The following is an 11,617-nucleotide window of genomic DNA, read 5'->3' as shown; positions in this document are numbered from 1 at the left end:
TTAGGGCATCATTCTCACAACGAAGCGGGGTTTGTTTTCGATTCTGGAATATTGAGTTCCAACCGTGCGCGTTGCAATGTATCCAAACCTAACGCCCCCTCGCGATACAACCGCGTCAGCGCAGCCCAAGCGATATAACGGGCATCGACTTCAAAGTGGTTACGCAGATCATCCCGCGTCTCACTCAGGCCAAAACCATCCGTCCCTAACGCAATAAATGGCTGGGTAAACCAACTCGAAATGCCCATCGGGAGTGATTTCATATAGTCACTGCACGCAACCACGACACCGTTTTCATTCCCCATCAGCTGCTCAATATAATTTTGACTCGGTGTCTCTGGCGTCAACATGTTCTGGCGCTCCGTCTGCTGAGCCTGACGCAACAACTCGTTATAGCTGGTCACGCTCCAAATATCGACACTACAATCAAAGCCCTGCAATATATCCGCAGCCTGCAACACCTCCTGCATCAAACTACCACTACCTAACAGATGCACCTTATGTCCGGCTAAGTCACTGGACTGATAACGGTACATCCCATTGATGATCCCCTCTTCCACGCCTTCAGGCATCGGCGGCATAGCATAGTTCTGGTTATACAAGGTCAAATAATAAAAGATGTTTTCGCCATTTTGGTACATACGCTCAATGCCATCACGCACAATAACCGCTAACTCATACGCAAACGCTGGATCATAACTGCGCATATTAGGGACCGTCGCCGCAACCACATGGGAGTGCCCATCTTGATGCTGCAACCCTTCACCATTTAACGTTGTACGACCGGCTGTACCGCCAATAAGAAAACCTTTTGCCATAGCATCAGCACAGCTCCATATCATGTCACCGACTCGCTGAAAGCCAAAGATAGAGTAGAAGATATAAAACGGTATCATGGGTACAGCAAAATTAGCATAGGCGGTGCCTGCCGCTAAGAACGAGGCCATAGCACCGGCTTCACAGATACCCTCTTGTAATAACTGACCATCCTTTGCTTCTTTATAGGGCAGCAATGAACTGGCATCTACCGGTTTATATTTTTGCCCCTCACTGGAGTAGATACCAAACTGCTTAAACAAGGACTCCATACCAAACGTTCGCGCCTCATCAGGCACAATCGGAACAATATAACGGCCAATCTCTTTATCTTTAAGCAGTGTCGCCAACATACGCACAAATGCCATCGTGGTTGATTGCTGTCGTTCACTCCCTTTTAATGCGGCGCTGAATAAACTCAGCGGCGGCGCGATCAACGGCGGGCAAGTCACCTCCCGTGCAGGTAAGTAACCGCCCAATGCTTGTCGATGCTGATGTAGATACAGCGCTTCTGGGCTGTTCTCTTCGGGCTTATAGAGGGTCGCGTTTGCCATCTGCTCATCAGTGAGTGGAATCGCAAACCGTTTACCAATAGCGATACGCTCATCTGCACTCAACTGTTTCTTTTGGTGCGCCGTATTTTGCCCTTCGGCGGACGCGCCCATCCCCTCACCTTTAACGGTCTTTATCAAAATAACTGTAGGCTTACCGACACTTTCACTCGCCCGCTCAAATGCAGCGTTGAGTTTTTTACGGTCATGCCCTCCTCGACGAATAACGCGGATCTCGTCATCATTTAAGGTTTTCATCAATGCGGCTAAACGCTCATCACCATCGGTCCAATGTGCCCGTACCGTCGGCCCATCGGAAACCGTGTAAAACTGGTAATCACCATCAACTGCCCGATCCATTCGCGCTTGAAGCAAGCCATCACGGTCACGGGAGAAAAGCTCATCCCACTCACTCCCCCAGATCACTTTAATCACATTCCAGCCCGCACCACGGTAGCTACGTTCCAACTCCTGAATGATTTTACCGTTACCACGTACCGGGCCATCTAAACGCTGAAGATTACAATTAACCACCATGACCAGATTATCTAAATCCTCTCGCGTGGCCATATTAATCGTGCCTAAAACCTCCGGCTCATCCGATTCGCCATCACCAATAAAGCACCACACTTTACCGCCGTTATCGGGCTTTAACCCTCGGTTTTCTAAGTACTTCATAAACCGAGCTTGGTAGATAGCCGAAGGGGTCGACAGCCCCATTGACGCCGTAGGTAATTGCCAAAAACCGGGTAATCGTCGAGGGTGAGGATAAGACGGCAGCCCGCCCCCCTCTTTTAGCTCACGCCTAAAATTATTCACCTGCTGCTCGGTTAAGCGGTTTTCAAGATAACCTCGGGCATAAATACCCGGTGCCGCGTGCGCTTGCACCATCAAAATATCACCGCCGTACTCCGCTGTGCGTTTACGGAACCAGTGATTAAAACCCACCTCAAGTGCAGTCGCTGCCGATTGATAGGTAGCGATATGACCACCTACCCCTGTGTTATTTTCATTGGCATTAAGCACCATCGCCATCGCATTCCAACGGATAATATTTTCAATCCGCTGCTCCATAGCAATATCACCGGGATAGCCGGGCTGCTGATGGGGTGAAATGGTGTTGCGATAAGACGTATTTAATGTGGCCTCTGCTAAACTGATCCCCTGTTTAAGGAGGTGGTCTTGCAATAAACGTAACATCTCACGGCTACGATTCTCACCTTGTTCCTGCCGAATATAGTCTAAAGCCTCTATCCAGTCGGTATTCTCTAAGGCGATCTCTTCCGCATCATAATCATGCAGAGTGTTGATATTATTCATAACCGCTACCTACGCTTAAATACATTTTTATATAGCAAAAAGGATAGCACAGGCCGCTTAGCGAAAATGGCCAAATAAACTACATAATAGACATAAAACTGAAGATTAAATCTAATTTATTTGCATTAGTTAGCATTTAAATTCAATATTTAAAAATATTATAATGCTAAACACTATGCTAAATTTCAACAAAGGGCTCGACGTGCTCAAAACACCGCACTCACCCGCCAACAGAAACAAACAGATTTGCACACACCAGAGATGCCACCATGCATAAGCTAGATAAGATCGATCGGAAAATATTGGAGAAAATCCAGCAAGATGCACGAATCAGTATCGCAGAGCTAGCAGATGCCGTGGGTCTTTCACAAACACCCTGTGGCAGGCGGGTGAAACAGTTAGAAAACAGCGGTTTTATCGCCAAACATATTGTCGTTTTAGATCAAAAGAAGATCGGTTTACCTATGACCGTACTGGTGCAGATATCACTCGAAAGGCAAACCAAGGAGCAGCTGAAAATTTTTGAGAGCGGTGTTGCTCTTATTCCCGAAGTGATGGAGTGCTACCTCATTACTGGCAGCCAATCGGACTACATGCTAAAAGTCGTCACCCGCGACCTAGATCACTACCAACAACTGTTGCTAGACAAGCTCACCGCCATAGAGGGGGTAAACTCGATTATCACAAACTTTATTATGCGACAGCCTATCAACAAAACAGCGTTTGATCTAAGCCACTTGAGTAAATAGCCTTAATAAGGCTATAGATACAGGCTGTTCAGCGTACTGAAAACAGCCAAATAGCGACCAAAATAGCTAAAAATATCGTTTCTGCCACCATCAGGGCAATAGGTTTCCAGCCCATTAATGAAAGCTCCTTAAAGGATGCTTTCATGCCTAACCCCACCATCGCAATAATTAAGCACCAACGTGACAATTCAGTCATACCGCCTAATACGACGGTAGGTATAGCTCCCATGCTATTAATAATAACAATCAGCATAAAGGCGAGTAAAAAACCCGGCAGTGGTAGCGATAAGCGCCCCCGCTTTCGCTCAACACCTTGGCGAGCAAACAAAAGCGATAAGACAATGACTACCGGCACCAATAGCGCGACCCGAAGCAGTTTAGTAAAGGTCGCCACATCGCCAACATCATCAGACATCATATAACCGGCCCCCACTACTTGCGCAACATCATGGATAGTGGCACCAAGAAAAATACCACTTTCTGATGTTGTTAACCCAAGCTCGGTCACCAGTAATGGATAAGCGATCATTGTCACCGTACTCAACGCAGTAACACAGATAACCGTAAAAATAAGGTTCCGCTCGGCATCTTTATCCTCGGGCAGTACCGCAGAAACCGCTAAGGCCGCAGATGCCCCGCAGATACCAACCGATGCACCGGACAAAATACTTTGTGACGGGCTCAATTTAAGCCACCGCCCACACAGCACCCCAAACATAAGTGTTGCAGGCACCCCCACTAAGACAATAGCAATCGGTGTAACCCCCAACCCTAACAACTGATCGAAGGTAATCCTTGCGCCAAGAAGAGCAATCCCAAAGCGTAATACAGACTTAGCAGAAAACTGAATACCCGATACACAGCGGCCTTCCAAGGAGAGGTAGTTCAAAGACATACCTATCAACAGCGCATACAAAATCGTCGGCCCACCATAATGTTCCGACACAAAACTCGCAGCCATCCCCACAACCATGCAAAGCAAAAAGCCGGGGAGGATTTGACGAAACCCGGCCATTCGACCTCCATAAAAAAAAGGCGCTTTTTTTCCGATGTGGGACATCACATTCTCCAACATATTTTCAAAATCACGGCGTAAAGGTTTACCCATCCGCTAAGTATTTTGCAGAAGCCGTAAGCTACCACTACAGATAAGCAATGAAGAATCGTTCACATGAACCTGTTTAAGCTTAAACAAGTGTTTGGTTTAAGTGAAGATGATGGAGAAAATTTATAACAAAAAATTCTATGATTAATACAATTCGTTATTAGCAAATAGATACAGCGTCCAAGAGAAACTAAATAGAGATTCCGACGTTATATGCCTAACAGTGACTATATAATTCAGTGAAAAACAGATCGAATCTGAGGTAATCGTTCCTCTTTTCTGGTTTAATTCATCGCTGCGATAGTCTTCTTAAAGGTAGGAAATAATGGCTTACGAGTTATCAGGTAAAGTTAAATTAATTCAGGATCCTCAAACATTTAACAGCGGTTTCACTAAGCGCGAAATGGTCGTCATCGTTGAAGATGGTAAATACCCGCAGGAGATTAATCTTGAATTTGTTCAAGACAAGGTGAGCTTACTCGATAACCTTCAAGTGGGTCAGGATGTCACCGTTACCTTTGATATTCGTGGCCGGGAATATAACGGCCGTTACTTCAACAACCTCCAAGCCTGGAAAGTTGAAACAGGCTCCTCTATTGATAGCCATATGAATCAAGAACAACCGCCATTTGATAACTACGCACCAGAGACCTCCTTCGATGATGATATTCCGTTCTAACCCCAGCCAAAATACAAGCGATCAACATCCTAAATAAACCGAGTTCTCTATTAACACCTATATCCCCCACGTCTGCTTGGTTATGGGGGGGACGCCCTATGAATGGGATGGGGTATAAACAAAAAAACCAGCAGTTACGCTGGTTTCTATAAGCTTTTTAGTGGTTACAAACAGGTAATCACATACAACGGAATTAACTTAATGGCTGTGAGGCTTCAAATCATAATGTTTGTGCGGGTTATCATGGTTAGCATCAAACCACTGCAATGCATTCTTATGCGCAGTACCAACCTGCTTTTCTGTTAAGTGATGTGCCACAATCGAACGCATATAATGTGCACCTACATGTCCATTGGCTGCTGACAAATCAAACCATTTATACGCTTCCATCGCATCTTTTTTCACCCCTAGTCCATAATAATACTGATGGCCTAAATAATACTGTGCATTCCTATCCCAACCGTTTGCCGATTTGTGGAACATAGCTAACGCCGCCTCATAGTCCGGCTGTCCATCAATACCAATAAAGTCCAGCATAGCTAACGCGTATTGTGCTTCAGCATGTCCAGCGTTCGCTGCTTTTTTATACCACTGCTTTGCCACAACGGGGTTCGCTTTTTCACCCCGTCCATTCAGGTATAAATTCCCTAAATAGAACTGCGCATTAACATGCCCCTTTTCAGCGACACGCAGGAGCCACTTTTTCGCTTTTTGATAATCCTTTTCTACACCTTCACCCGATGAAAAAATAATGCCCAAGTTATAAGCCGCCTGCATATTATCTTTTTCAGCTGCTCGCTCGAACCAATTGGCCGCTTTACTAATATCTTTCGTTACGCCCTGCCCATTCACATACAGGGTGGCTAAACTCACTTGGGATTCTATATGTCCGGCACTGGCAGCTTGCGAAAACCACTTAAACGCCAAAGTAAGGTCTCGTTTAGCACCTGCCCCCATGTAAAAGATATAACCTAAATTATGAGCAGCCTCTACATGACCTGACTCTGCAGCAGTATTAAACAATTTAATCGCTTTAGCGGGATTAGCAACACCCAACTTTCCAGAATAATAAATCGCTCCTAAATTATACTGAGCATCACTATTACCTGTTTCAGCGAGCGGCTCTAATAACTCAACAGCCGTTTTAAAGTCACCCTCAGAAGCTTTCTTGAGCCCATTTTCAAGCGGCGACGCTAAAGCGCTGTTGATACTGACGATCAGCGTTAATAAAAGTGTTACCCATCGCATCTCGATTACCTATTCTACATTCAAGTAATAAAATATTTCCCATTAAAAAGCCCGGCACTTAACCGGGCTTAATACGGTTTAAGTGTGCGGTATCAGAACCGCCAATTACCAACAACTTGACCTTGATAACTCTCATACTCATCTGCAAACGCAGTATCAAGTAACAACGAAAGCGTAAAGTTATCAGAGCGCTGAATATCGAGTCCAAGGCCTATACTATAAACATTGCGATGAATATCTTGACCCTCTGAGATAAAGTTACCACCACCGCCAATAAAGGATGTCACAGTATTAATACCACTGTTATTCAATGCGTGACGTAAACCAAACTGGACAGAAGGCGTTACTTCAGCCCCACTGTCTAACACTAGGTCTTTGCTAATTCTAGCACCTAATAATACCCAGCCTCGATCTACATCCTGCTCTTCAACATTTAAGGACATCACACCCGCCCCTGTTTCGGTATAACCATCTAGGGTCATGTAAGAGTATTCAAGACCCGCATAAGGGGTAATAGTGATACCAGACGTGTACTCAAGGGGCATACCAGCCGTCACACGCAAGGCGTACATATCACCGGAAAAGTCACCACTCGCGATGCCTGACACGCCGGTATCCCGTTGTGTTTCATAATCCTGATAGGCATACGCTAACATTGACTCTAGGTACCACTTACCAAAATCACGTGAGGCATAAGCCGTAAATTGCCACGTTTCTATATCTGAGCCATCACCGTCGCGGTAATCGCCAAGTTCCACATCTGTATTGGCATAGGTAAATGCCCCCCCTAAAACCCAATCATTTTCCAATAAGGTATCACCACCCGCAGCAATACCATGGATATCACTTCCGTAACCAGCATAACCATCGTTACCACCTTGATGGGCCGACGCGCCAAACGCTTTTAACCACATCGATTGACGGTAGTGCTCATCACCTGCTGACAGACCGGTTTCGGCATCATAATTTAGTGCGGTCGTTGAAAAACTTTGAGAACGAAGGGAATTTAACCTAACCTGCACCGTATCAAGCGCACCCGTTATTGTTTGGGTAGCAGCCTGACTTAAGGCCGCACCTGTTTCAGGTGACACTTTTTTTACTGCTGCTTGCCTATCATTATCAGACAAAGCTGCCATATCAGCAATGATTGTAGCCATTTCACCGGTCACATTACCATTTAGCTGGTCTAGCATCTCACCCGTACCCGTTGTATTATCGGTTGATACCGGCTCAAAGACCTCCGTTGGTCCAACGACTACAACCTGTGATTGGTCAATCAAACCAGCACCGGTTCCATTAAAGGTCTGGCCTACGAGGTAAATACGGTAACCTTCTAAGGTAAAATCACCCTGCACAGCGGCAAAAGACCATTCCTGATCTGCTGGAAATGTTCCACCAAGATCAAGTGCATCTAAGGTTGGGTCATTAACATAGAGGTTCGACACATCTTGAGTCGTTCCTGCTAGCGGGTCGTCATATGAGAAGGTTTGAGTATAAGTACCGATCGTGATGGTCATCACATCACCTGCATCCCAATCCCCACCAAAATTAACCGTGACCGTTCCATCAACACCGCCACCTTCATAGGTTTTCTGTGTAATAGTTATTCCGGTACCAGTGGTAAGATTAATAGGCGTATTAATAACATTCTGTGTAAACAGATGGCCGGCATTAGCCTGCATACTTACCAACAACACAACCAGTGTCAAAAAACGTCTAATGAGAGACATATCGTTCCTTTTAAAAACTTAAAGATACTCATCAGTATAGCCACTGCTGATTCAACAGCAAGGATTTAGATTCAAACGGGAGAATAAACAGAAAATAAAGATACAATGTTTAAAAAAGGTCAATTAATAGACAATAATTCAAGATTAATAACACCTGAACACACCATAGGTACTGGAAGCTTATAACAACCTTCATAAAAAAACATACAGACTTAATACTATTTTTTTGTTTTAAAAATCAAAGCTCACTAAACAGAAAAAACCTTATTATTGACCAATAACGGAGCGCTTACTCCTTCGCCACTCCCCCTTTCCTTCCCTTAAAAACGATTACCTAACCTAACCTGATCTATTTATAATATGCTTCGCCGCTCGTATGGCTAATGCTTGAATAGTAAGGCTCGGCGATTCTCCCCCACCGGAGCTAGGGAACACACTTGCATCAACAAGATAAAGATTAGCCCAGCGGTGACTCTGGCAAAAACGGTTAACCACCGAGCGTCCTCTATCATTACCCATTCGACATGTCCCAAAAACGTGAGTCGAACTGAATATGTCGTAGGAACTAAACTCCTCAAAAATCTCACCTCCACCCGCTGCACTAAGGACCTCTCTACATTTGTCTGACATAAACGCGATGCGATTAATGGCTTCCTCGTCTAGGTAACTACTAATAACTGGTAACGGCATTCCCGACTCATCTTTATCTATAGACAAACCTACAAAAGATTTCTCATGGGGGAGGCTTTCACAAATACCCGACACCGACAAAACAGAGCCAAATAAGGCTCTCATTTTCTTTTTATGATCAAGCCCCCAACCGTCTACTACGCGTGTTGCATACGCGCGCGGGCCAAGCAAGTCAGACTCAGCAACCGATGTGCTAAATCGACATCCACCAATCACACCGGGGATAGCATCAGGGTCATTAAAATCCCAACAGATAGCGTCAACCGCGGTCCCTTTATAGCTACCCAGCGCTTGTGGATAAAAACAGCTACTCGTCCAAAGAAGCGTCTCCATAAAGTTTTTTCCGACTTGCCCAGACTCATTACATAACCCATCGGGCGATTGAGCACTCTTTGACGCAAGTAACAAACGTGGTGTCTCAATTGCACCGCCAGCAACCACTAATAAATCACACCGGAGGTGCATCTCTTTCCCTTCGTGTACCAACTGAACACCCGTGACTTTATCCTTATCTCCCGTTTCAATTCTTTTGACCGATACATTGGGCACAACCGTACAAAACCCGGTCGCTACAGCGTGTTTAATATAGGTAAGGTCAACAGTGCCTTTGTCCATCCGTGAACAACCTTTCAAACAACAACCACAATAATTACATGAAGGACGCCCATCCGTTGGTGTCGACAAAATCGCTAATGAATTATGTTCTAGATTAAGACCTAATTGATTAAAACCTCGACTCAAAATCTGGCTATGTGCACACAGCGGGTGGGCTTTTTGCGGAAATGGCGTACTGCGCCAACGCGATCGAGGTGGGTGAGCAGAATTCCCGGCAACCCCCATCATCTCTTCAGCCTGCGCATAAAAGGGTTCCAGCTCCTCATAGGTCAAAGGCCAATCAGCTGCCACACCAAACCGGCTATGCATTTTCATGGCATGTGGATTCATTCGATGGGCTTCAGCACTATAATGCAGCGAACTCCCCCCTATCCCTTGAACACGATGATAACCAAAGGATATGCGTTCATTACTGGTATTTAACAGCCCACGAAGATGATTCCACGATCTCAGCCCTTTATACTGTTTTTTTAATGGTTGATGGGAGGCAAACTGAACAGCAGGGCTTTTATATTTAGCGGGAAAGCTATCTTCCCAGTTCTGAGTGGTTAATTTAAAATCCACTTCAGGCGTATAAGCAGGCCCAGCATCTAAAACTAAAACCTTTATTTTTTCCTGTGCCAACGCCCAAGCCATCGCACCACCGCCAGCACCGGCCCCTACAATGACGACATCATAATCTTCGTGTAAAAAGCCCATTAGCCGATCTCTTGAAAATCAGGATAACCATAGGGCTGAGGAGGCGACTCGATCATGCCCTTCCAGCTTTCCGGTTGAGTGTAGTAAATAAATAGTGCATCATTTTTAATTCGACTAAAAAATAGTTGAACAATACTCGGCGCATCTGGTGTTGACGCTAGGTAGGTCACACGTTCCTGCTCCCTTGTACTAAGCGCCGCATAAGGCTTCATAAAATAGGTCACAGACTGCCGGTCCAACCACGCTAGCCCTTGCTCCAATAAAACAATGTAGTTCTCAATTCGATAGGCATGCGATATGATTTTTTTATGGATATTTAGCTCACTCGCAGAGGGTGTCTCATCTTTAGGTATAAGAACATCAAGAAAAGCAGACAATGTTTCGCTATTCACCCCCACTTTATCTAATGAGGCTGAAGCCGTTCTAATTTGAAACACTAAAGGTGCGATCACTGCCGCTTCACACAAAAGCCCTAAGAACCTTCGCCTATACATAGCTCACTCTTGTAAAATTAATTTAAGAAGGGGAACATCCATGTAGGGAAGCCACCCTAAAAAGGACGCGTTAGCCAATGCAATACACTTCAGCCTTAATAAAGTTAACCCTTATCCTAACACTGACGTTAACAGCCTGCTCCTACAATACCTATCCAACAGCAGAAACGTTAGCCGCCACTAAACACTGGGTGGCAGTAGATATAACAACATCACAATTCACGCTTCGGAGCTATCAACCCGCCGACAAAGTAAAATCTGACCTGTTAACCATCTATATAGAAGGTGATGGTTTCGCTTGGTCATCCCGAACAAAACCCTCATCAGATCCGACACCTAAAAATCCAGTTGCGCTGAAGCTAGCACTTGCCGCACATGAAAATGATAGCCTTTACCTAGCGAGACCCTGTCAATATATCCCAACACAACCTCATTGCAATAACCGCTACTGGACCTCAGCAAGGTACGCTGAAGAGGTTATTCAAGCCATGAATCAAGCCATAGATAAAGCGGTCCAAGACACTGAAGCCAAACACATAAACCTCATTGGGTTTTCAGGAGGTGGAACGGTGGCGACACTGATCGCACTCAGAAGGAATGATATCAACAAAGTCATCACCCTTTCAGCAAACCTCGACCATACAGAGTGGTCCCATTACCATCATGTCTCACCGCTAGCAGACTCTCTGAATCCAGCCCATTACATCAATCAGCTTTCACAGATCGAGCAACATCACTTTGTCGGTGCCAAGGATAAAAATACGCCGCCAATTTTATTACAAAAATTTCACGACAAGTTTCGCCATTTAAAACATAAGGTTTCTATCTACATCATCGATGGCGCTACACATAGCTGCTGCTGGGAAAAGCAGTGGGTAGAACGACTAGAAGCGGTAAAAACGACCGTACATTAACACTCGT

The 11,617-nt window shown here is 45.2% G+C and carries 9 protein-coding genes; 3 read left to right on the top strand and 6 right to left on the bottom strand.

The genetic code is table 11. From position 1 onward, the window contains the following. Positions 1-14: 14 nt before the first annotated feature. Positions 15-2,687 (bottom strand): pyruvate dehydrogenase (acetyl-transferring), homodimeric type, encoded by a 2,673-nt coding sequence (gene aceE / locus A3773_RS09955; RefSeq protein ID WP_067985561.1) that lies wholly within the window; start codon positions 2,685-2,687, stop codon positions 15-17. 269 nt (positions 2,688-2,956) lie between these two features. Here aceE and A3773_RS09950 point away from each other — a divergent pair, with 269 nt between their 5' ends. Further along, positions 2,957-3,436 carry an Lrp/AsnC family transcriptional regulator gene (locus A3773_RS09950; protein WP_067985556.1) on the top strand — a complete coding sequence of 160 codons (480 nt, stop codon included), beginning with the start codon at positions 2,957-2,959 and terminating at the stop codon, positions 3,434-3,436. Between the two features lie 28 nt (positions 3,437-3,464). Here A3773_RS09950 and A3773_RS09945 read toward each other — a convergent pair whose 3' ends face one another. After that, the gene (locus tag A3773_RS09945; protein WP_067985656.1) at positions 3,465-4,451 is read right to left on the bottom strand and encodes a YeiH family protein; all 987 of its coding nucleotides are present in this window, start codon (positions 4,449-4,451) and stop codon (positions 3,465-3,467) included. 415 nt (positions 4,452-4,866) lie between these two features. Between A3773_RS09945 and A3773_RS09940 the strand changes: the two genes are divergently transcribed. Next, on the top strand, positions 4,867-5,220 hold the full coding sequence (locus tag A3773_RS09940; protein ID WP_067985554.1) for a DUF3127 domain-containing protein: 354 nt from the start codon (positions 4,867-4,869) through the stop codon (positions 5,218-5,220). 198 nt (positions 5,221-5,418) lie between these two features. Here the strand turns inward: A3773_RS09940 and A3773_RS09935 are convergent, their stop codons facing one another. The 4 genes from A3773_RS09935 to A3773_RS09920 all read right to left on the bottom strand — a co-directional run bounded on the left by A3773_RS09935 (position 5,419) and on the right by A3773_RS09920 (position 10,696). After that, entirely contained in the window at positions 5,419-6,468 is a 1,050-nt protein-coding gene (locus tag A3773_RS09935) for an SEL1-like repeat protein (RefSeq protein WP_067866859.1), read from the bottom strand. A 92-nt stretch (positions 6,469-6,560) separates the two neighbouring features. Then, positions 6,561-8,198 (bottom strand): autotransporter family protein, encoded by a 1,638-nt coding sequence (locus tag A3773_RS09930; protein ID WP_067866857.1) that lies wholly within the window; start codon positions 8,196-8,198, stop codon positions 6,561-6,563. Between the two features lie 339 nt (positions 8,199-8,537). Then, positions 8,538-10,202: a GMC family oxidoreductase gene (locus A3773_RS09925; protein WP_067985552.1), complete on the bottom strand. Its 1,665-nt coding sequence runs from the start codon at positions 10,200-10,202 to the stop codon at positions 8,538-8,540. After that, on the bottom strand, positions 10,202-10,696 hold the full coding sequence (locus A3773_RS09920) for a gluconate 2-dehydrogenase subunit 3 family protein (protein ID WP_082800596.1): 495 nt from the start codon (positions 10,694-10,696) through the stop codon (positions 10,202-10,204). The genes A3773_RS09925 and A3773_RS09920 overlap by 1 nt, the downstream gene beginning before the upstream one ends. A 77-nt stretch (positions 10,697-10,773) precedes the next feature. On the opposite strand from A3773_RS09920, the gene A3773_RS09915 reads away from it, so the two are divergent. Beyond that, on the top strand, positions 10,774-11,610 hold the full coding sequence (locus tag A3773_RS09915) for an alpha/beta hydrolase (protein WP_067985548.1): 837 nt from the start codon (positions 10,774-10,776) through the stop codon (positions 11,608-11,610). Positions 11,611-11,617: the final 7 nt, after the last annotated feature.

This window comes from Neptuniibacter pectenicola, assembly GCF_001597735.1.
In the GTDB taxonomy this organism is placed as follows: Bacteria; Pseudomonadota; Gammaproteobacteria; order Pseudomonadales; family Balneatricaceae; genus Neptuniibacter; species Neptuniibacter pectenicola.
This window is presented reverse-complemented; position numbering and strand designations above follow the sequence as displayed.

Bases quoted from the DNA above. Each gene is read 5' to 3' on its own strand.
- aceE (WP_067985561.1), bottom strand. From the start codon at position 2,687: ATGAATAATATCAACACTCTGCATGATTATGATGCGGAAGAGATCGCC.
- A3773_RS09950 (WP_067985556.1), top strand. From the start codon at position 2,957: ATGCATAAGCTAGATAAGATCGATCGGAAAATATTGGAGAAAATCCAG.
- A3773_RS09945 (WP_067985656.1), bottom strand. From the start codon at position 4,451: ATGGCCGGGTTTCGTCAAATCCTCCCCGGCTTTTTGCTTTGCATGGTT.
- A3773_RS09940 (WP_067985554.1), top strand. From the start codon at position 4,867: ATGGCTTACGAGTTATCAGGTAAAGTTAAATTAATTCAGGATCCTCAA.
- A3773_RS09935 (WP_067866859.1), bottom strand. From the start codon at position 6,468: ATGCGATGGGTAACACTTTTATTAACGCTGATCGTCAGTATCAACAGC.
- A3773_RS09930 (WP_067866857.1), bottom strand. From the start codon at position 8,198: ATGTCTCTCATTAGACGTTTTTTGACACTGGTTGTGTTGTTGGTAAGT.
- A3773_RS09925 (WP_067985552.1), bottom strand. From the start codon at position 10,202: ATGGGCTTTTTACACGAAGATTATGATGTCGTCATTGTAGGGGCCGGT.
- A3773_RS09920 (WP_082800596.1), bottom strand. From the start codon at position 10,696: ATGTATAGGCGAAGGTTCTTAGGGCTTTTGTGTGAAGCGGCAGTGATC.
- A3773_RS09915 (WP_067985548.1), top strand. From the start codon at position 10,774: ATGCAATACACTTCAGCCTTAATAAAGTTAACCCTTATCCTAACACTG.